This window comes from Psychrobacter sp. WY6 (assembly GCF_018448495.1).
Lineage (GTDB): Bacteria > Pseudomonadota > Gammaproteobacteria > Pseudomonadales > Moraxellaceae > Psychrobacter.
The window spans coordinates 1,754,055-1,774,759 of the sequence record NZ_CP049902.1 but is presented as its reverse complement, the minus strand read 5'-3'; the positions used below and the strand labels follow the sequence as shown (position 1 = coordinate 1,774,759).

Sequence of the window (20,705 nt, the reverse complement as noted above, 5' to 3'; positions counted from 1 at the left end):
CACTATATTTAATTTTATTAAGGACAACTTTATGGCCAATCCTATTGTCAGTCGCGCAGAACTTGCGATCGGCGGTAAGCCAATGACGGTCAAAGGCGTGATTCAAAAGACCAGTCTATTACTTGGATTATCTGCGATCACTGGTGTGGGCTTTTTCTTTTATGCCCTTATGGCAGGTTTGTCGCAAGGCTTTATCACGATGGCTGCCTTCGGAGTATGTGCGCTTTTGGTCTCGCGCTTTTATCACTTAAACCACACAAAGCCAAACCTTTGCGGTGCCTTATGCACTTTAGAAGGCATATTTTAGGCGGCATCTCGCTGTTCTTTATGCGGATGATCCGAGTGTACCAGTGACCGCTATGTGTGCCACTTTTGTGACGGCAGCCGTTAGCTAGGGCTATATCGCTCAGGTCTGGTCAAGGTGACTGAAAAGTTCCGCTCAATTGTGACTTCAGCATTGATGCAATATATGCTGGTTTAGTGGCGCAATGGGTACTTTCTTTAGCGTTTGGTTCAAGCTTACCTTTCTTGTTTGAAGGTGGCGCTATCGCTATCGGCTTTAGCTTATTTGTGATTATCATCGCCTCTTTTACGCTTTTACTAGACTTCGATAATATCGATCGCGGTGTGGCGATGGGTGTCTCTGAAGACTACGAATGGTTATTTAGTATTGGTATTCTTGCCACGCTCGTATGGATGTACATTGAATTTATGCGTTTGCTTAGCTACCTACAAGACTAATCTAAAAACCAGTTAATCATTATTTAAATCAGATCGTTATTTAAAAAAAAACCGCCTTAGCTATGTATATAGTTAAAGGCGGTTTTTTTATGGGTAAAGTTAAATATTTATGATAGACATACTGTTTGCAAAAACTTGATTGGCAAGGAAAACAAGCTCAAGTACTACATTAATAGGCTAAGTGAGTTTGACGCAGCTAACCGTTTTTTTGAATGGGTATCAAGCGCGTTTTAAGCGCAGCGCATTTAAAACCACAAACAATGAACTTAATGACATACCAATAGCAGCCAGCCAAGGTGGCACATAGCCTAATGCTGCTGGTATTAGCACACTGCCATTATAAATGAGTGCCCAGCGGAAGTTTTGTTTGATAATACGTTCCGTTTTATCAGAGATACGCTTAGCCGCAGTAATAGCGTCGATTTGACCATTTAATATAATACTGTCACTCGATACTTGTGCCAAATCTGCCGCCCCCGCAATAGAAGTCGAGACATCTGCTGCGGCTAGCACTGGCGCATCATTGATACCGTCTCCCACCATCAACACTACGCCACCTTCCGCCTGTAGCTTTTGAATGTGAGTGACCTTGTCTGTTGGCGACAGACCGTTGTAAGCAGAATGCATTCCTAAACTTTCAGCCAATACCAGCGCTTGCGGGCTTGGGTCACCAGTCAACATAACTGTCTCAATACCCAACTCTTTAAGCGTATCGAGCATGGCTTTAGCACTATCACGCACCTTATCATTGAAATAGAAACATGCCAGCGCTTGCCAAGTGACCGAGTCATTTTGTTGACAAGATAAAACCACCGCTGAGCTGGCGCGCTGTGATACTAAATCAATGACTATATCATTATCAGCATCGTTTAATGCAAAATCCACATGACCAATTCGATATAATACGCCATCAATCACTGCCTCGACACCGCCTGCTGGATAATGCTGTAAGGCCTGCGTCGATGGCAAATGCAACTGATAGGCAGCGGTAAGCAGCGCGTGTGCGATAGGATGACGGCTCCCTACTTCTAGAGCCGCAGCGATTGCTAATAGCGTATCTTTTTGCTCGTCTGTAGCCGTTGCAGTATCATTATCTTTCAGCAGCTCAATATTTAATAAATTAGGCTTACCATAAGTGAGAGTACCTGTTTTATCAAAGGCGACATGAGTGATTTCAGCGAGCGTTTGTAGCGTATGTCCACGCGTCGTCAAAAAGCCATAGCTTGCCAGTCGATTGGTCGCGACCGTCAGCGCAATCGGCGTCGCTAAAGACAGTGCACAAGGGCAAGTCGCGACCAATACCGCGACCGTAGCCCAAATCGCTTGGCTTGGGTCAACGATATACCAACCAATGAATACCAAGACAGACAAGACCAAAATACGCGCAACAAACCAGCGTGCCAGCTTATCGGCCTGCTGCGCCAGTTTGGGCTTTTCACTCATGGCACGGTTCATCAGCCGATCAATCAAGCCAATTTGACTGTCTGCTGGCAATGCTGTGACCAGCATCTCAAACGGTTGGCTATCGTTTTGTGCACCGCCGACGATATAGTCACCTTGGCTCTTGATAATCAAGTCGCCCTCACCCGTCAACAGGCTTTGCGACACGGTAGCGGTCTGACTCAGCAAAATACCATCGCTGATGATTTCAGAGCCAGATTCAACTAAAATGATATCACCCACTTGCAAACTATGGGCGGTGACCATTTGTTTTTCTTTTGCCTCATCTGCTGTTGTTGATATGGCTGATTGTTGAGTACGCGCGCGTTGCCAGTCTTGTGCAATTTTTGATGTGAGCCGATGAACATTCGCATCCATGCTTTGCATAAAATTAGGCGTTGGATTGGCTGATGTGCTCACCTCATTTGTATCCAAATTACTGACTTGATTACTCACGTCTTCATTTACAGCTGTTTTCTCGAGCTCATTTTTCTTTAACTGCTGTAATATAAGCTCGGCGGCTTCTTTATCTTCCGCAATTTTTTGTACCAGTACTGGCTCAACCACGACCAAGTCATTGGCCATGGTGGCGGCTTTTAGGCGTGCATTATGCTCAATGTAACGCCCTGCCAGTAAAAAGAAAATAAACATACTGACCGAATCGTAATAGGTTTCCCCTTGCCCAGTGATGGTGGCATATAGGCTCGCGAAAAAAGTCACAATCAGCGCGATACTGACGGGCACATCCATATTGACTTGACGGGCACGAATTGCCGACCACGCTGAGGTAAAGAACGGGATACCCGCATAGAAGAAAACGGGCGTACTGACAAATAAAGACACCCAGCGCAAAAAATCGCGCTGAAATATTAGCATATCGCTGTATTCACCAAAATAGATGGCAACGGCATACATCATCGCTTGCATCGAGCCCAACGCGGCAATGCCAAGACGTATCAGCATTTGGTTGTTATGACGCGCCAGCATCGCCTCATGCGTATCTTGACGATAAGGCTTGGCCTCGTAGCCTATTTCATTAATGGTGGCAAGAATACGGCTAATCGGCAGCTTGTCCTCGTTCCAAATCACACGCATACGCTGATTGGTCAAATTCACCTGACATTTACTGATGCCCTCTAACTCATCGAGACGCGACTCAATTAGCCAAGTACATGCCGCGCAGCGTAGGTTATTGACGGACAGCTCTGCAACCGACAGTCCGTCTTGAGCATAGACGAATTGTGATTTGATCTCATCATGGTCATACGCCTCAAGGCGAGTCAACTGCGTTGGTAGACTTGCCGTACGATTAATCTCTGAGCGGTCCAGATAATACTGCTCCAGCCCTGCCTCTACGATACTTTGAGAGGCTAACTGACAGCCCATACAGCACATCTCACGCGGCTTACCCAATATCTTGGCATGGAACGGCGGCTGCGGTACAGGATCACCGCAATGGAAACAGTGACCTGCGAGTGGCAGTACTAAACCTTCGGTGATAGAGTTATCTTCATAATACTGGCTGGTGGTCGATGCCATTGATGATGGGACATTGGACATAATCGCGCTTACTTCCTTTAGACAGGTTTGCTCGAACCTTATTCGCTTTAAGTAAACTTACTATCATTAACGAGACTCAACGCCTATGCAGAAGACCTATCTAAAACAGCTATTTTAAATAACTCTCAGCACGGCTCACAAAAATAAAACAATAACAGTAGCGGTTAATTCATAAAAAACACATCGTTGGTGTGTCTCTAAACTGCTATCGTGCATGGCTATGTGACATGGTGACATGAAGCTAATATGACACTTATATGACACTTATATAACAATGATACTGCCAATCTAAAGCTTTTAATGCTTTGTTAGCAATGACCGTGTTTTAACAGAGATTATACTATAAGCAAGTGCTGTGAAGAGCATAACCACGCACAGCTTAAAATCAATGAATGCCTGCGTTGACGATGATAGATTGAAAAATTTGTCAATTTGCGTCATTATGAGGCAGTTTTTTATACCAAAATGGTGCGACATCAGTGCAAACATCCAATTCCAAGTTACCAAATACCAAGTTAACACAGTCCTCTAAATCTGTTAACCACACGCTCCCTTCACAGCAGCGTGGGTTGGTATTTAGTAGTCTTATCTTAATTGTCATTATTGCTGGCATGGTGCTCTTGGCGCTATATTTAATCAAACTTGATCGCACCATTACTCATAAGTTTGAGGGTAAGCGCTGGGATATTCCTGCTAAAGTGTATTCGCAGCCGCTTGAATTGTATCAAGGCGCGAGTGTCGACAAAGATACGATGAAGACATGGCTGGAGTTGCTGAACTATCAAAGCAACAAAGCTTATGATCGCACGGGAACTTATCATAGATCAGGTAATACCTACTTTATTCATACTCGCGGTTTTACTTATAGCGCCAACGATGTGGATAAAGAGCAAGTCATAAAATGACCATTGCTGGTAATAAGATTGAGTCCGTACAAAGCACTTTGCCTGCCAAAAGCGGCATCATTCGCTTAGAGCCGGTGAGTATCGGTGGTATTTATCCTGACAGTAATGAAGATCGTTTGGTCGTCTCGTTAGATGAAGTGCCACAACCACTCATTGATGCGTTAATAGCCACGGAAGACCGTGCGTTTTATGAGCACAAAGGCGTCTCTATACGAGGCATTGCACGTGCCGTACTGAACAACTTCTCTGGTGGCTCTAGACAAGGCGGCTCGCATCACTCAGCAGCTGATTAAAAACTTCTATCTCAATTCAGACCGTACGCTGAAGCGCAAAGCCAACGAAGCGTTAATGGCAGTATTGCTCGAGCTACATTATAGCAAAGATGAAATTCTACAAACGTATCTCAACGAGATTTATTTGGGTCAAAACGGCAACCGCTCTATTAATGGTTTTGGCTTGGCATCACAGTTTTACTTTGAAACCACTGAATGAGCTGCGCTTGGATCAGCAAGCCCTGTTAGTCGGTATGGCAAAAGGCCCGAGTATCTACAACCCACGTCGCCATCCAAACGATTCAAAAGCGCGCCGTGACGTCGTGCTGGGCAACATGCTGGCCGTTGGCTCACTCAGTCAAGAAGACTATGAAAAAGCGCTAAAGCAGCCACTTGGTGTCGTGGACAAACCTGTCGAAGGCAAAAGTCAATTCCCTGACTTTTTGGATATCGTCAAGCGCGAGCTGAATACCGTGTACTATTCTGATGACCTCAAGAATGAAGGTCTTATCATTATCAGTACTTTAGACCCTATTGCACAATTAGCCGCAGACAAAGCAGTTGATAGAAAATTGGGTGAGCTGCGTCGTAACAGTAGCAAAACTAAAGACTTGCAAGGTGCTCTAGTGAGTGCCAATCCTGAGACTGGTGAGCTGGTCTCTGTAGTGGGTAGTGGCAGTGAATTTACCGGCTTTAACCGTGCGGTCGATGCCAAGCGCCAAGTGGGTTCTTTATTGAAGCCTATTATTTATATGACAGCGCTTGAAAGTGGGCGCTATAATCTTGCAAGCTCAGTCGATGACTCACCGATTACCGTGAATCTAAGCGATGGTACTAAATGGAACCCCAAGAACTATGACAATCGTGACCATGGTTATGTGCCATTTACCACCGCTTTATCAAAGTCTTATAACCAAGCAGCGGTACGCTTAGGTATGGAGTTTGGGGTCGATACCTTTGCCAAGCAGTTACAGCGCATGGGAATTAAAGAAAAAATACCACCCTACCCGTCAGCATTGTTAGGTTCTGTTAATCTTAGCCCAATGGACATGCTTGGTGTCTATCAAGTCTTTGCAACTGGCGGCTTCCGTACGCCTATTCATAGTATTCGCACCGTCATTGATGACCGTGGTCGTATTTTACAACGTACTGGACTCAACACTCAGCGTAGTATTCCGCCTGAAACCAACTTCTTAATTAACTATGCTTTACAAGATGTGGTCAAAAACGGTACTGCCAAACGCGTGCAATCACTTGGTAGCAATCTAAATCTTGCTGGCAAAACAGGTACCACAAATGATTACCGCGATGCTTGGTTTGCAGGCTACAGTGGCAACTATGTCAGTGTGGTTTGGGTTGGCCGTGATGATAACAAGCCAATTGGCTTAAGCGGCGGTACTGGCGCATTGCCAGTTTGGGTTGACTATATGAATCGCTTGAAGCTGACGCCTGTGGCTCTACCAGAGCCTGAAGGTATTGAATGGTTGTGGTTAGAGAACAACTCAGGCAAGCTGTCTAATGAGCGCTGTGCAGATGCACGCTATCTGCCTGTCTTGTCGGCATATTTACCAGAAGAAGCCAGCAGTTGCGCTGTCGGCTTATATCAACAAGATCGTGCTCGTGAACAAAACCAGCAGCGCGTAGTGAAGGTTTAGAGATTCCAAATGGCGAAGCTGTTGATAGCGACAACCAAGAAAACAGTGATGGCTCAAATGGTAATGATGCAGAAAGTCGTGCCGATACTTGGTATGATCGTGCCGTTGAATGGTTCTAAAGTTATTTGTGAAACTTAAAAAAGGTCTCAACTTAATGTTATCTCTCAAGCAAACTGTATCAGCTAGGTCAGCCGTCATAACGCGGTCTATCAAAATCAAGCCAGCCAATACGATGCTGGCAGTCAGTGCTCTAGCTGGCATGTTGAGTTTGAGCGCTTGCCAGACTGCGCCGACTGCATCTACCGCGATAAAAACGGTACCGACTCAAACGCTGCCATCATCGCATACAGCTAAAGCCTCCATAGCGACTGTGACGCAAACGCCCATTGTCAGAACAGAGGACGACTACCCCATTGAGCCTTATAATTCCTATGAACCAGCCGAAGCAACCAATCCGTTGACTCAAGAGACGCCTGTATTTACACCATCTAGTCCTGTGTTGACCCAACCTGATCCAGTTATTATCATACCTTCGCGTGATGACTACATCATCTCTGAGCCATCAGCACCGTCACACAACGAATTGCTAGAGCAGGCAAGAAAAAACTCGCAGCAACGGACACAGCAAGCTACCACCAACAATAGCAACCTGCCAGCATTTCGCAATTTGATGCAAGCAGGTATCAGTCAACTAAAAGCTGGCAAACTGACCAATGCTGAAAACAGCTTTACCCGTGCTCAGCGCCTAGCACCTAAATCTTCTGCGGTGTATTTCTATTTGGCACAAGTGGCATTGAAAAAGAACCAGCCGCGCAAGGCAGAAGCCATGGCACGCCGTGGTCTGAGTGTTTCTCAAGATACCAGTCGTCGCCGCGCGCTGTGGCAAATTATTTTGCAATCAGGACAAGCCCAAGGCAACGCTCGCGTCATCAGTGAAGCGAAGCAAGCCTTACGCTAATATCAAGACATACCGAAGTGAATAGAGACCAAGTTTATCATTTGGTCTCTATTCACTTTTTATATTATGCATACGCATCATTTATCCAAAATAGACATTTATTTTTAATTAAGGTTATCGTTATGGCATGGCAACAACTGCATTTACAATGTGAAAAAGCAAACGTCGATTTGGCTGAGGCACTGCTCCTAGAAGCAGGTGCATTATCCATCGCCTTAGACGACGCAGGTGACCAACCTCTATTTGAGCCCTTACCTGGTGAATCACCGCTATGGGATGAAGTTATCTTGACAGGGCTATTTGATGCGACCACCGATGCTGGCAGTCGTCAGGCAGTCGAGCAGCTCAGTCATGAAATCGCAGCACAAGTGCAAGCCACTCGTATCTGGCTCACGGCTGTAGATGATAAAGACTGGGAGCGCGAATGGATGAGCAATTACCATCCTATCGAATGTGCCAATAATTTATGGATTGTACCCAACTGGCTGACGCCGCCCAATCCTGAGGCGACTAACATTATTATGGACCCGGGCCTAGCTTTTGGTACAGGCTATCATGCCACTACCCGCTTATGTCTTGACTGGTTAACAGAACAAGATCTAAAAGACAAAGTGGTCATTGATTATGGTTGTGGTTCAGGTATTTTAGGCATCTGCTTTGTTATTAGGTGCACGCCACGTATATGCCGTCGATATCGACCCACAAGCAGTGCTGGCAACCAATCAAAATGCCGCACGCAATCACGTTGGGGATCGTCTGCAAGCGTTTTTACCAGAAGACTTCACTGACTACTGCGCACAAAATGATGTGTTACCTGTAGACGTAATCGTTGCAAACATTCTAGCCAAGCCGCTTATTGGCTTAGCGCCTTACTTCGCCACTTTAATCGCACCAAAAGGTCGCATTGTCTTGGCTGGTCTAATAGAGTCACAAACCGAACAGGTAACGGCGGCTTATCAACCTTATTTTGCGCTTGATGCAAAGCATGCTTTTACAGCGCAAGAAGACCAACATTGGCAGCGTTTATCTGGTACATTTACAGGCTAGCAACATTTAATTACATCTGTTACGATAGAGGGCAGTCAAATGTCATGCATTTGACGCCACTCTGTCCTTATTCATGATTTATGGACATTTACAGCTAATATTTAAAGCTGATACAAACGGCAGTATTAGCACTATAGGCAACTATTAGCGAGTGGCTAAGCGGTATTGATAACCATAATTTTTGGATTCGACCCTATGACCACGCCCATAAAAACTCAGTGCCCTCATTGCCAAGCTTGCTTTAAAATACAGCAAACACAGTTGAATAAAGTAAACGCCACTGTTAGCTATGATCAATGCCAACAGAGTTTTTGGTCAATAAACATCTTATCCTCACTGCCGATGCTGTCAGTACTTCCACTATTCAAGAAAACACAACGACTGACACCAATACGCTATCCGATTCAAATGGACATTCTGCACAAACCGCTGACAATCAATAAAAATCAACATGCAGCAGGCGCTTCTAAGTCACCACTCACTCCTCCACATTTAAAAAATATTTCATCTGATACTTTAATTGGGGACGATTTGATTCATGACGGCTTAATCTATGATGATATGGATAGCGATGAGCCAGAAGAAAGTGTTTTAGAGTATGATTCTCTAGATAGTATGGATGCTTGGCTGACTCAAGCAAGCAATATGAATAATAGCAGTTATACTTCTACAGCAGACAACCAACCAACAAGCAACCTCTCTAAAAAAACAGATAAAAACAACGCGTCATCAGCGAAAGTATCATCTGATGCGACAACAGAAAATTCCTCATCAGCACAAATGGCGCTCAGTTCAGCAGCCGCTAATGATATTCATGCCAATGTGGATGATACTGCGGACAATTCTTGGCTCGAAAAACTCCTAAAAGACCAAAATAAAAGCGAAGAGGTTCGACAAGACGATACCGACTTATCACAACTGTTGCTCGATATGGGTGTACCAATTAAAGATGAAGCATCAACCTCCGAAGAGCGTGTGAGAAAAGCACAAGCAAAGTTTACACCTACGCCGCAGAGACGTTCTATCGCATCCTTACTATGGACGCTAGGATGCTTAGTATTAGCACTGCTACTTTTTGCTCAATACGTCATTTTTAATCTAGAAACTTTGATGAAAAACCCAGTGCATGCAGAGCGCTTACAATCAGTATGTGCAGTGGCTGCCTGTAGTTTACCTAGTGCCGATCTAACAGCATTCACGATTACCAACCTTAATCATAAATCGAGTAAGATTAAGATGGATGGAAAGTCGAGCGATGTCAGTGCCACATTAAACAATCAAAGTGCCAAAGCACAGCTGTATCCGAATGTTAAAGTCAGCGTATACGGCGCAAATGATATGATTGGAGAATTCATCGCCACGCCAGCTGATTATCTATTAAGCAAGCAAAGCCAATTAGCGGCGAACAGTAGTCGAAACATATTATTTACCATCCCTGTTGCTAATAGACAAATTCGAGAAGTGACTATAAGTCCTCTGTATTGAATGGATAATTACCAACAAAATATTGTCTATCTATAAACAACCTTGTCTTTTAAAACTTCAATCGTCAGAAAAACGTAGACAGGTCGCAAGTTCAGTAGTGATGCAAGTGCGACCCAGCCAGTTATATTTGTGGCAATGTTATAATAGTAAGCATATACCCTAGTCATACTGCTGCCAATATAAGGTTAATCTGTCAGCGCTAAACGATATTAATTTGATATAATACCCTGATATCTTATGGTTTGACTCTTTCCAATCCCAAGGACATTATCTTATGGCACCTCATGCACAGCATAATGCCAATCATTTTGCCACAAGCTCTGAGCATCCTGCCGATTATAGTACAGCTAACCATCATTCAACTCGTCATGTTGACTCCTCATTAGACAGCGATGCGAGCCAGCGTCATGAACCACTGCGCGTACATGTGGAGCGTGTGGTACGACAGTACTTCGCGATGCTAGGCGATGAGATGCCGACCGACTTGTATGAGCTTATTTAAAACAAGTTGAAGAGCCACTATTATCGGTTGTCCTTGAAAAAACGCGAGCAATCAAACCAAGTGTGCACAAATCTTAGGTCTGAATCGTGGCACTTTACGCAAAAAACTCAAAACTTATGACTTAATGTAGCATCTGCTATATGCATTTCTCTGTCTTTATTACCAATCATTATGTATGGCAATTTAACGTTTTGACGCTATCCACCATGATATGTCTGCAAAAATTGTCATTGTTACCTTGCCAGACGTTTACGTCAGGCTTTTTTTATGGAAATTTTCTTATGAGTACAACCCCACTTGCTCTATTGTCAGTCTCTGATAAATCTAATATCGTTGAATTTGCGCAAGGCCTTATTAAGTCAGGCTTTGGCTTACTGTCTACTGGCGGTACTTATCGTTTACTCACAGAAAACAATGTTGCTGTGACCGAAGTATCCGATTACACAGGTTTCCCTGAAATGATGGATGGCCGTGTCAAAACGCTACATCCTAAAATTCATGGTGGCATCTTAGGACGCCGTGGTACAGACGATGCCGTCATGAGTGAGCATGCGATTGAGCGTATTGATTTGGTTGTCGTGAATTTATATCCGTTTGCTGAAACTATTGCTCGTGCGGATGTCACCATGAACGATGCTATCGAAAACATCGACATCGGTGGTCCTACGATGGTGCGTTCTGCGGCGAAAAACCACGCTCATGTGGGTATCGTGACTGATCCAGCAGATTATGAGCGCATACTTGCCGCTTTAGGTGATGGCACCGAGCTGACACCTGCTTTGCGCTATGACTTAGCGGTTAAGGCTTTTGAGCATACTGCACAGTACGACGGAATGATTGCCAATTTCTTAGGTAGCCGTGTCAATGAAAGCCAGCAGCCTGAGAATTTCTCACGTACCTTTAATGTGCAGCTCGAAAAAGCACAGGATCTACGCTACGGCGAAAACCACATCAAAACGCCGCTTTTTATACAGAAAACCATCCGCTAAAAAGCCAACAAGCTTCTATAGCGACTGCTAAGCAACTGCAAGGCAAGGCGCTGTCTTATAACAATATCGCCGATACTGATGCTGCTCTTGAGTGCGTGAAAGCCTTTAGCGCCCCTGCTTGCGTAATCGTTAAGCATGCCAATCCTTGCGGTGTCGCTGTGGATAACGATCAAGTAACCGCGTATAACACTGCCTTCAGTACTGATCCTGAGTCTTCTTTTGGCGGCATCATTGCTTTTAACCGCCCATTGACGTTAGTAGCTGCTAAAGCCATTATCGACAATCAGTTTGTAGAAGTTATTATTGCACCAAGCATCGAAGATGGTGTGCTTGAAGCGACAGCTGCTAAGAAAAATGTCCGTGTATTGGTGTGCGGCGAACTGCCAGCGCCAGATCAACGCGATAGTCAGCTTGACTACAAGCGCGTCAACGGTGGACTGCTAGTACAAGAGCAAGATCTTGGTTTGATTACAGCCAATGACTTAAAGATTGTCACTGATGTACAACCAACAGAAGCGCAAATCGCCGATCTATTATTCAGCTGGAATGTAGCAAAATACGTCAAATCTAATGCCATTGTTTATGCCAAAGGTCAGCGTACTATCGGTGTTGGTGCTGGTCAGATGAGCCGTGTCAACTCAGCGCGTATCGCTGCTATCAAAGCTGAGCACGCTGGATTGGCTACTGAAGGTGCTGTTATGGCATCAGATGCCTTCTTCCCATTCCGTGATGGCATCGATAACGCTGCCCAAGTCGGTATTGCTGCTATTATCCAGCCAGGTGGGTCTATGCGTGATGACGAAACCATTGCTGCGGCAAATGAGCATGGCATCGCGATGGTATTCACTGGCATGCGTCATTTCCGCCATTAAATTGTTCCGTATCACTTTGAATAGTAGCATTGATAGCAGTATTGAATTTTGTATCGCCATTAATGCTAAATCTTTATGATAAAAGTAATACTCATTAAAAAAGCCACTGTAGACAGTGGCTTTTTTATGCTTAAAACTTGAAAAGGTTATTCAGAAAGAATGACTAAGTAAGTATCTCAAGTTTTCCTTAATAGCTTTATTTCTAACGCCCTTGCGCGTTTGCTATATTGGCGTCATTAACTTCAACTTTATATACCAAGCGGAGATAATCCAAGTAATCTTGTAGCTGATCTTGCCCCAAGTTATCACGAATGATTGCAGCTGTTTGTGCTCTTTGCACATCAGATAATGGCGACTGCTCCTCTGTTTTAATACGATCACCGACCAACAAAGTCGCACCCATCTCAGTCTCACTGGCAATGGCAACGACGCCATTATTAGCTGCTTGCTGACTAAAGGCTAATCCGCGTTCTTTCTCTGTCAATAGAGTGGTTTGGCGATTAACTTCACCTAATGATTGAAAACGTACTGGCTGTTTATTGATATCAGCAGGCGTTTTAATACCAGCGGCTAGTTTCTTCGCCTCTTTTAGCGCCAATGCCGTTGCCTTTTCTTGACGTAATATCTGAGTAATTTTTGGCGTAGCAGCAGCTAAGCTAAGCGTTTTCGTAGGACGATAGTTGCTTGGCTGCACCCATACCGTACCGTTACCGACTTCGATACCTGCGGTTACTGCCTGATCTTGAATGGTAAACTCATCAAAAGCCTGCTTAATCACTGCTGGTTGTGATAGCTCCGACTTGTTGTTTCTTTACGATAATCCTTGATACGTTTTAGCGTTACGTTCTCTTGCTGAGCGATGTCTTCGATACTAAAGCCATCTGCTGCCAAGTCATTAATCGCTGTCACTTTATCTGCATAGATTTCTTGACGCTTATATTCTTTCGCTTTTGCTGTCAGCTCTGCACGCATGCTTTCTAGGCTTGGGATTTTACTACCGTTATCTTCGGTTACAGTAAATATCTGATAGCCAAAGCTGGTCTTAATAGGTGCTGTTACATCACCCACACTTAAGCCCTCTAAAGCTTGCTCAACCGCTGCGGCATCATTACCAAATACAGAGGGATTAAAGGTGCCAATATCGCCACCTGTTGCTCCTGATGGATCATCTGACTCGGCTTTAGCCAATGCCGCAAAAGACTCACCTTTATCCAAGCGGGCTTTGATTTTGGCCGCTCTGGTCTTCGCGTCTTTACCCGTCAATAGGATTTGACTGATTTTACGTTCATCGACGACCGCTAACCCTTGCTTATAAGCTTCATATTGCTGCTGCAAATCCTCTGCCGTAACCTCATTCACTTGAATGGTTTTAGGACTTAATTGCAAATATGCCAAATCTACCATCGCCGCACTTTTTAGCGTATCTTTATTGGCATCATAATAGGCTTGTATATCGCCTTTACTTAACTTGACCTGATCTGCGTAATCTTGCCAATTAAATCGATGCAGCCAGATATTGCGCGACTCAAGTTGTAAGTCAATCAATTGACTGACCGCTTGCATGGGATATACTGCCGTGCCAACAATACTGGCATTGAGCTGGTCGAGGCTTAACTGGTTACGAAACTCAGCAAATAGCTGATCTTTAGTCATGCCTCGCTGGCGCAAGAAGTTTGAAAATTGGTCGTTAGAAAAATTACCTTCTGCGTCCTTAAAAATTTCTTCTTCACGCAACAAACGATTAATCGTGTCATCAGAGACTGTCATACCAAGCTTGCCCGCTTGCTGCTCCAATAGCGTACGATCAATGAGACCTTTGAGCACCTGCTCGTGCAACACATCTTCATTTAATAGACTGGCATCATCAACTTGTTCTAGTATTTCAGTACGACGGTTATTTACGGCAGTCTGATACTCGGACAACCCTACGCTTGCTTCACCCACCTGAGCGACTTGGTTGGGATCGACCCCGCCTCCAAAATAGCTTTCGACACCCAATAGAGCGAGCGGCGATAGGCATAAAATCAATAAAATGCGACCTGGCCAGCTTTTTAAGAAATCGCGCAATTTATCCATAGTTATCTCTGCTTTATAAACCTATATTGATGAAAAACCATTGTAATATTACTATTAATATCAATGCTATCTAAGCAGGCAATGGTAAGAATAAGAAAGTGTGAATTTGATATAGAATAACAAGACTGAGTAAACGGCCTTATTTAAACAACGCATCTATCGCGCGCCCTATGATACGTGATTTTTGATGCAGACTCAAAATATTCACGTGGTATGATACAAACTATAGCGATAAAAAAAGCACCTAATATTTAGGTGCTTTCTTATGATTCATATTATAACTTCTCAGCCATACTATAAACCATATAGTACTTTACTAAGTAAATGCTGTGTTAATTCGTATATCACGTCGTTATACAGCATCCGTTTTTAATAAAACGGCTTAGTTTAAACGCTCTTTCAAGTTTTTACCCGCTTTAAAGCTTGGTACTTTACTTGCTGGAATGCTAAGCTCTTCACCCGTCTTAGGGTTACGGCCAGTACGTGCTTTACGGTCTTTTACGCTGAAAGTACCAAAACCAACCAATGAGATGCTATCGCCAGCTTCTAGCGCTTCACCAACACTTTCCATAACAGCATTCAATGCATCGCCAGCTTGGGTTTTGTTTAGGCCACTTTTGTCTGCGATGCTATCAATTAATTCTGACTTATTCATAAATTTCCTTCAAGTTTAAGGGGGATAATAAACGCTCACGCCAAGCATTGTAACGCTCTCATAGCATTTAAGCAATAAAAACTGCCTGACTGGCGTATTAAAAGGTTTCGCTTTGTTATCGTCTTTATATCAAGGCAGCATAAGGAGCGCAAGCGATTTTACATATTTTTGCCTACTGTACTACGTATTTGACACTCAATGTTACGCAAAGCCTCTGCAACGGTCATAACTGCTAGTAACCTTGGCTTTTCCTAACTTCGACTTAGCGAGTCAACCTCTATACTGCCTTATCGTTCAAAGATGTCATCTCATACTGAGGCATCGCCAGTCATAAATATCTGTGTCCTTGTTGATTACCAAATTGTAAAGTAATAATTTTCCAACTGACAGAAACTAGCGTTACTTTTTATTATAAAGGCGTTACTATAAGCAAAATATCACTGCACCTTTTGGGTCAATTTTGACTCTTGTTTGTCTTTTGCCTCTAATTTGCCAAATATAAAACGGATTATTTACATGAAGCGTTCTACGTTGTCTCACTCTTTTCTTAATATCATGCTGGTGTTCATCGAGTCGGCGCTGACACTATTGTTACGTTTAGATCCCGAACTACGTAAGGCCGCTTACCCACTTGCCAAGCAAGGTACTGTCGTGGCGCTACGCTTGTATCTACCGCATGTTGAGGTGTTTGCCACTTTTAGCACCAAAGGCGTATTATTAGACGCAGAGTTACCTATTGACCGCAGCGAACCTGACGTCATCATTAATGCTTATAGCATCCAAGTGATCAATGCGATCACCACTCATGACAGCGAAACCACCGAAAAACTACAAATGCGCGGCGAGTCTGTTCAAGTACAGTTGGTCAAGCAGTTTATTATGCAACTCGGTCTTGGCAGCTTAATTCAAGGTCTTATTAAAAAGATAAAAGGTGGCAAAGGTAAGACCAAGCCTACTGAAGCTGAAATGGCTGACAAAAAGGACAGCTATAAATTACGCATCAAAGAGCAACAAACCCAAATAAACACCTTGACTATTAAAACCGTGAGCTTGAAATCACGGTTAAAGAGTTACAGAGCAAACAGAAACCCTGATAATCGTCACCGTGGCTGCTCTTGTCATTATGATCGCAGCCATTATCGCGCTATTAATGAATTAATTTCGCCAACAACGACTTACCAATGTCAGCTTAACAATGAAAGGCTGCTTACTACTTTACCAAATGCGTTTGATGCCGATTAAAGCATATTAAGAGCTTAAATGACTAGGGCGTATTGACCATTCAGTACGTCCTAATATAATTGATAGAAGTTAAAAAAATGCCTGACTCAAACCTTAAGACTGTATTTTAGTATTTCAAAAATGCTAGGAATCAATATTTTCAATCTTATAGCCCCTCCTTTTAATACCATTGTTTTTATCAATCATAGTGATAAGCTCGATTAACCATTCAACCACACTTTAATCTTGACTAAATTACTCAGGATTAAGTATAATTGGCTTAATCGTTGCACACATCGGGTTCATCATCTGCTGTTTTAACGATAAGACACAACTTAGCGGTTATGTGATTCCATCAGTAGCTTTCATATTGCGCTACAAGCTGCCACCACTATCATTTTGCTAAGGTCGTTGTTAAATAAAAATGACTTAAAAGTTTGGAGATAACACATGCGTTTGACTACTCGAGGCAGATATGCCGTTACTGCGTTACTGGATTTGGCATTACAAACCAGCCAACAAGACACTGCAGTCTCCTTATCTGATATCGCCAAGCGGCAATCAATTTCTATCTCTTACCTTGAACAACTGTTTTCCAAACTTCGTAAGCGTGGTCTAGTCACTAGCATCCGAGGTGCAGCAGGCGGCTATCATCTAGCCAAACCCTTGCATGAAATAGACGTCATGAGCATCATATCTGCCGTCGATGAGTCGGTTAATGCGATGCAGTGCGAAGGACGTGGCGACTGTCAAGGTGGTACAATGTGCTTAACCCATGATTTATGGTGTGCACTGTCCAATCATATCGAACAGTACTTGAAAAATAAACATTAGCGCAATTATTAGACATGGAAAATGTGCAGTCAGTGTCAGAGCGTCAGCACAGCTCTACCAAAGAGATTTCCATAAAAGATATCAACACTATTACCCTATCGAACAGCGAGGCAAACCCAGCATGAGCCAACATAACAACCTTATATACTTAGATTATGCCGCCACCACACTTGCAAAATCAGTAGCTGCTAAGATGAGCGAGTATCTGACAGTAGATGGCATCTTTGGTAACCCAGCCTCGCGCTCGCATGGCTATGGCTGGCAAGCAGAAGAAGCGGTAGAAACAGCGCGTCAACAAGTGGCTGAAGTCATTAATGCTGATCCACGCGAAATCGTCTTTACCTCTGGTGCAACAGAATCAGACAACCTAGCGATTAAAGGTGCCGCCCACTTCTATCAATCTCGTGGTAAGCACATCATTACCAGTAAGATCGAACATAAAGCCGTATTAGATACGTGCCGTGAGCTTGAGCAAGAAGGTTTTGAGATTACTTATCTTGAGCCACAGCCAAGCACTGGGCTAATCTTACCAGAGCAAGTGAAAGAAGCATTACGTGACGATACTATCTTAGTATCACTCATGATGGTGAATAATGAGCTTGGTACGATTACTGATGTCGCTGCCATTGGTGAAATTACTCGTGAAGCGGGTGTGGTCTTCCACGTCGATGGCGCACAATCTGTTGGTAAAGTATTAATTGACCTTGAAACCACGAAGATCGATTTGATGAGCTTCTCAGGTCACAAAGCCTACGGTCCTAAAGGTATTGGTGCATTATTTGTTCGCCGTAAGCCACGTATCCGCTTGAAAGCAGAGCAGCATGGCGGTGGTCATGAGCGCGGTATGCGTTCAGGTACATTACCGACGCATCAAATCGTTGGTCTTGGAGCAGCATTTGCTTTAGCCAATGAGCGTTATGAAGAAGACCATGCACATGCAGCCAAGCTACGCCAAAAACTGTGGGACGGTCTACAAGATATCGAAGAGATTTACCTAAATGGTGATCTTGAGCACAGCGTACCTAACATCGTAAACATCAGCTTCAACTTCGTTGAGGGCGAGTCTCTCATGATGTCGCTCAAAGATTTAGCGGTATCATCAGGCTCAGCCTGTACGTCAGCGACGCTTGAGCCATCATATGTATTACGCGCTATCGGTCGCCCAGACGAATTGGCACACAGCTCAATTCGTTTCAGCTTTGGTCGTTATACCACAGAAGCAGACATCGATACTGTCATCAAACAAATGCATGAAGCAGTCGATAAATTACGTGCCTTATCACCACTTTGGGATATGTACCAAGAAGGTGTTGATTTAGATTCAGTCGAATGGGCTGAGCACTAAAATTACCGAAAACAACGACAGACATAGTTATCAAACAGAACCATTAAACGATTGATCAGACACTTATAAATCCAGTTTTTATAAATACCGTTTTTATAAATACCGTTTCTATTAACTAAATGTTTGACCCCAATTATCGATGAGTAGTTAGACATTTAAAGTCAGTAATTGACTACTCATCATCTAACTAGGAGAAAACCCCATGGCCTATAGTGACCAAGTTATTGATCATTACGAAAATCCACGCAACGTCGGCAATCTTGATAAAAATGCCAAAAACGTTGGTACTGGTATGGTTGGTGCCCCAGCTTGTGGCGATGTAATGCGCCTACAGATTCAAGTTGATGATAACGGCATCATTGAAGATGCACGCTTTAAAACTTATGGCTGTGGTTCAGCAATCGCTTCAAGCTCGCTCGTGACTGAGTGGCTAAAAGGCAAAAGCTTGGATCAAGCGGGCGAAATCAAAAACAACGATATCGCGAAAGAGTTGGCCTTACCACCAGTAAAAGTGCATTGCTCTGTACTTGCTGAAGACGCCATTAAAGCCGCTATTAGCGACTATAAAGGTAAGCATAGCGCAGCAGTAGAGACAGAAGAAGCGGCTAGCTAAACCTATTAGCGTAAGTATTGTACTTCTAAGTACACGGTCTTAATGGCCGTACTTTAGTAGTCGATGTATTGAACAGCTACTAACGCTAAAGAGGTGACAATAACGCTAATGTAATTGTCACCTTTTATTTTCTAGTAATTCTTAACTGGTCGTTATTAAGATTTTTTGGCAAGTGCGCTATTTTCATTGCCAGTTTATACAGATTTTTTTGATTGATATTTATCATTGATAGTCAATGGGAGTTGGCATGATTGAAATGACAGAACGCGCCGCTCAGCATGTTCGAGACTTTTTGGACAATCGCGGCAAAGGCGAAGGTATTCGAGTGGGTATCCGTACCGCGGGTTGCTCAGGCTTAGCTTACGTTTTAGAGTTTGTAGATACCCCTGATGAAAATGACACGCGTTACGAAAGCCGCGGCGTTAACATCTTTATTGATCCTAAAAGTTTGGTCTATTTAGATGGTTTATTGATGGACTACGAAAAAGAAGGTCTTAACGAAGGCTTTAAGTTCACCAATCCCAATCAAAAAGGCGAATGTGGTTGCGGCGAGTCTTTTACCGTTTAATGGTTCAAAGGTTAAAAAACCCTTGAGTTTAGATTTTCCTAACTCTATATTCAAGCCATAATAAATATGTTCTCAGCTAAAGAAAACTTTCCAAATAAATAACAAGCAAGGCGTATGATATGACAGACATTACTGCAGAAGCCCAGTTTGATAACTTCTTTGCCCTATTTGAGCAGCCTGTACAGTTTGAAGTCAATCAAGAGAGTCTCGATCAGCATCTACGTCTGCTACAAAAACGTTATCATCCTGATAATGTCATCAAGAATCTAGCCAATACTACGCAAGCGCAACAGCAGTCTGAGCAGGCCTCAGCGTTAATCAATCAAGCCTACCAAGCGTTAAGTGCGCCTGATAGTCGTGCTAGCTATCTACTAGACATGGCAGATCAAGCACAGAATCTAGAGCATTCAATTGCAGACTTGGACTTTTTAGAAGATGCGATGCAGATGCGCATGGATTTAGATGACGCTATAGAGGGTAAAAATCGTGCGACATTGCAACAACTACACCCTCAAATCACCGAGCGACTGGCAAAACAGTCTAAGCGTTTTAACGATGCTTACCAAAAACAAGATTGGCAAACGGCGATTGATGCGACACAAAAACTGAAATTCTTAGTCAAATTAAATGCTGACGTGACTACTGGTATCGATGATTTAGCGACTGCTGAGCATTCAGATGATGATGATTTATACGTCTAACTAACTGACGTATAAGCTTGTTAATTTATTTTATATGCCAAATTTATTTATAAATGCTATTAGCTTATGACGCTTATTTGAAAACTATATTATAAGCGATGGTTAAAATAGTCACAGCGATGCCGTATAATCCCTTATTTTAAGCACTTTTAATCGCTAAGTATCTTCGTTTTCACGTGCATACAAAGCAGTTAAACCACAATAGTGCGCTTATCATATTTGTTTCATTTCACTTATTAATTTTATCTCTTTCATTTTATCTTTGA

At 43.3% G+C, this 20,705-nt stretch carries 15 protein-coding genes and 7 pseudogenes; 18 read left to right on the top strand and 4 right to left on the bottom strand.

What is annotated here, in order from left to right; all coding sequences use genetic code 11:
* The first annotated feature begins 31 nt into the window (after positions 1-31).
* A pseudogene (locus G7Y90_RS18980) lies at positions 32-741 on the top strand (Bax inhibitor-1/YccA family protein).
* Between the two features lie 219 nt (positions 742-960).
* Here the strand turns inward: G7Y90_RS18980 and G7Y90_RS08750 are convergent.
* Complete coding sequence (locus G7Y90_RS08750; protein WP_250162170.1) at positions 961-3,741, bottom strand: heavy metal translocating P-type ATPase; 2,781 nt, start codon at positions 3,739-3,741, stop codon at positions 961-963.
* 479 nt (positions 3,742-4,220) lie between these two features.
* On the opposite strand from G7Y90_RS08750, the gene G7Y90_RS18975 reads away from it, so the two are divergent.
* The 11 genes and pseudogenes from G7Y90_RS18975 to purH (G7Y90_RS08715) all read left to right on the top strand — a co-directional run bounded on the left by G7Y90_RS18975 (position 4,221) and on the right by purH (G7Y90_RS08715) (position 12,426).
* Positions 4,221-4,646, top strand: coding sequence for a hypothetical protein (locus G7Y90_RS18975; RefSeq protein ID WP_502937340.1), 426 nt, complete (start codon positions 4,221-4,223; stop codon positions 4,644-4,646).
* A complete protein-coding gene (locus tag G7Y90_RS18970; RefSeq protein WP_502937339.1) occupies positions 4,643-4,939 on the top strand; it encodes a transglycosylase domain-containing protein in 297 nt (98 codons plus the stop codon). Before G7Y90_RS18975 ends, G7Y90_RS18970 begins: the two co-directional genes overlap by 4 nt.
* A pseudogene (locus tag G7Y90_RS18965) lies at positions 4,896-5,196 on the top strand (transglycosylase domain-containing protein); the annotation flags it as partial. The gene G7Y90_RS18970 and the pseudogene G7Y90_RS18965, both read left to right, overlap by 44 nt.
* A complete protein-coding gene (locus G7Y90_RS18960; protein WP_502937425.1) occupies positions 5,173-6,573 on the top strand; it encodes a transglycosylase domain-containing protein in 1,401 nt (466 codons plus the stop codon). The pseudogene G7Y90_RS18965 and the gene G7Y90_RS18960, both read left to right, overlap by 24 nt.
* A 154-nt stretch (positions 6,574-6,727) precedes the next feature.
* The gene (locus G7Y90_RS08740; protein ID WP_250162169.1) at positions 6,728-7,531 is read left to right on the top strand and encodes a tetratricopeptide repeat protein; all 804 of its coding nucleotides are present in this window, start codon (positions 6,728-6,730) and stop codon (positions 7,529-7,531) included.
* Positions 7,532-7,653: 122 nt separating this feature from the next.
* Positions 7,654-8,578: pseudogene (prmA, locus tag G7Y90_RS08735) on the top strand (50S ribosomal protein L11 methyltransferase).
* A gap of 296 nt (positions 8,579-8,874) precedes the next feature.
* A complete protein-coding gene (locus tag G7Y90_RS08730) occupies positions 8,875-9,021 on the top strand; it encodes a hypothetical protein (protein WP_250162168.1) in 147 nt (48 codons plus the stop codon).
* Positions 8,987-10,063, top strand: coding sequence for a DUF3426 domain-containing protein (locus G7Y90_RS08725; protein ID WP_250162167.1), 1,077 nt, complete (start codon positions 8,987-8,989; stop codon positions 10,061-10,063). Before G7Y90_RS08730 ends, G7Y90_RS08725 begins: the two co-directional genes overlap by 35 nt.
* Before the next feature lie 415 nt (positions 10,064-10,478).
* A pseudogene (locus tag G7Y90_RS08720) lies at positions 10,479-10,695 on the top strand (helix-turn-helix domain-containing protein).
* 151 nt (positions 10,696-10,846) lie between these two features.
* Positions 10,847-11,279, top strand: a pseudogene (gene purH / locus G7Y90_RS18955) (bifunctional phosphoribosylaminoimidazolecarboxamide formyltransferase/IMP cyclohydrolase); the annotation flags it as partial.
* Positions 11,267-12,426, top strand: a pseudogene (gene purH, locus G7Y90_RS08715) (bifunctional phosphoribosylaminoimidazolecarboxamide formyltransferase/IMP cyclohydrolase). The pseudogenes purH (G7Y90_RS18955) and purH (G7Y90_RS08715), both read left to right, overlap by 13 nt.
* A 202-nt stretch (positions 12,427-12,628) precedes the next feature.
* Here purH (G7Y90_RS08715) and G7Y90_RS08710 read toward each other — a convergent pair.
* The 3 genes from G7Y90_RS08710 to G7Y90_RS08700 form a co-directional block, all read right to left on the bottom strand.
* Positions 12,629-13,204, bottom strand: coding sequence for a hypothetical protein (locus G7Y90_RS08710; protein ID WP_250162166.1), 576 nt, complete (start codon positions 13,202-13,204; stop codon positions 12,629-12,631).
* Positions 13,201-14,502: a SurA N-terminal domain-containing protein gene (locus G7Y90_RS08705; protein ID WP_250162165.1), complete on the bottom strand. Its 1,302-nt coding sequence runs from the start codon at positions 14,500-14,502 to the stop codon at positions 13,201-13,203. The genes G7Y90_RS08710 and G7Y90_RS08705 overlap by 4 nt, the downstream gene beginning before the upstream one ends.
* A 382-nt stretch (positions 14,503-14,884) precedes the next feature.
* Positions 14,885-15,157 (bottom strand): HU family DNA-binding protein, encoded by a 273-nt coding sequence (locus G7Y90_RS08700; RefSeq protein WP_045445077.1) that lies wholly within the window; start codon positions 15,155-15,157, stop codon positions 14,885-14,887.
* 516 nt (positions 15,158-15,673) lie between these two features.
* On the opposite strand from G7Y90_RS08700, the gene G7Y90_RS08695 reads away from it, so the two are divergent.
* From G7Y90_RS08695 to hscB, 6 genes and pseudogenes are all read left to right on the top strand, one after another.
* The gene (locus G7Y90_RS08695; RefSeq protein WP_250162164.1) at positions 15,674-16,399 is read left to right on the top strand and encodes a hypothetical protein; all 726 of its coding nucleotides are present in this window, start codon (positions 15,674-15,676) and stop codon (positions 16,397-16,399) included.
* A gap of 429 nt (positions 16,400-16,828) precedes the next feature.
* Positions 16,829-17,337 (top strand): annotated as a pseudogene (locus G7Y90_RS08690) (Rrf2 family transcriptional regulator).
* Positions 17,334-18,557 (top strand): IscS subfamily cysteine desulfurase, encoded by a 1,224-nt coding sequence (locus tag G7Y90_RS08685; protein ID WP_250162163.1) that lies wholly within the window; start codon positions 17,334-17,336, stop codon positions 18,555-18,557. The pseudogene G7Y90_RS08690 and the gene G7Y90_RS08685 overlap by 4 nt, the downstream one beginning before the upstream one ends.
* 202 nt (positions 18,558-18,759) lie before the next feature.
* Positions 18,760-19,170: a Fe-S cluster assembly scaffold IscU gene (gene iscU / locus G7Y90_RS08680; RefSeq protein ID WP_055124404.1), complete on the top strand. Its 411-nt coding sequence runs from the start codon at positions 18,760-18,762 to the stop codon at positions 19,168-19,170.
* 247 nt (positions 19,171-19,417) lie between these two features.
* On the top strand, positions 19,418-19,738 hold the full coding sequence (gene iscA, locus G7Y90_RS08675; protein WP_045445072.1) for an iron-sulfur cluster assembly protein IscA: 321 nt from the start codon (positions 19,418-19,420) through the stop codon (positions 19,736-19,738).
* 119 nt (positions 19,739-19,857) lie between these two features.
* Positions 19,858-20,439, top strand: coding sequence for a Fe-S protein assembly co-chaperone HscB (gene hscB / locus G7Y90_RS08670; RefSeq protein ID WP_250162162.1), 582 nt, complete (start codon positions 19,858-19,860; stop codon positions 20,437-20,439).
* The last annotated feature ends 266 nt before the right edge of the window (positions 20,440-20,705 follow it).

What these genes read in the sequence shown, in the direction of transcription:
- G7Y90_RS08750 (WP_250162170.1), bottom strand. Translation starts at nt 3,741, where the DNA reads ATGTCCAATGTCCCATCATCAATGGCATCGACCACCAGCCAGTATTAT.
- G7Y90_RS18970 (WP_502937339.1), top strand. Translation starts at nt 4,643, where the DNA reads ATGACCATTGCTGGTAATAAGATTGAGTCCGTACAAAGCACTTTGCCT.
- G7Y90_RS18960 (WP_502937425.1), top strand. Translation starts at nt 5,173, where the DNA reads ATGGCAAAAGGCCCGAGTATCTACAACCCACGTCGCCATCCAAACGAT.
- G7Y90_RS08740 (WP_250162169.1), top strand. Translation starts at nt 6,728, where the DNA reads ATGTTATCTCTCAAGCAAACTGTATCAGCTAGGTCAGCCGTCATAACG.
- G7Y90_RS08730 (WP_250162168.1), top strand. Translation starts at nt 8,875, where the DNA reads ATGCCAACAGAGTTTTTGGTCAATAAACATCTTATCCTCACTGCCGAT.
- G7Y90_RS08725 (WP_250162167.1), top strand. Translation starts at nt 8,987, where the DNA reads ATGGACATTCTGCACAAACCGCTGACAATCAATAAAAATCAACATGCA.
- G7Y90_RS08705 (WP_250162165.1), bottom strand. Translation starts at nt 14,502, where the DNA reads ATGGATAAATTGCGCGATTTCTTAAAAAGCTGGCCAGGTCGCATTTTA.
- G7Y90_RS08700 (WP_045445077.1), bottom strand. Translation starts at nt 15,157, where the DNA reads ATGAATAAGTCAGAATTAATTGATAGCATCGCAGACAAAAGTGGCCTA.
- G7Y90_RS08695 (WP_250162164.1), top strand. Translation starts at nt 15,674, where the DNA reads ATGAAGCGTTCTACGTTGTCTCACTCTTTTCTTAATATCATGCTGGTG.
- G7Y90_RS08685 (WP_250162163.1), top strand. Translation starts at nt 17,334, where the DNA reads ATGAGCCAACATAACAACCTTATATACTTAGATTATGCCGCCACCACA.
- iscU (WP_055124404.1), top strand. Translation starts at nt 18,760, where the DNA reads ATGGCCTATAGTGACCAAGTTATTGATCATTACGAAAATCCACGCAAC.
- iscA (WP_045445072.1), top strand. Translation starts at nt 19,418, where the DNA reads ATGATTGAAATGACAGAACGCGCCGCTCAGCATGTTCGAGACTTTTTG.
- hscB (WP_250162162.1), top strand. Translation starts at nt 19,858, where the DNA reads ATGACAGACATTACTGCAGAAGCCCAGTTTGATAACTTCTTTGCCCTA.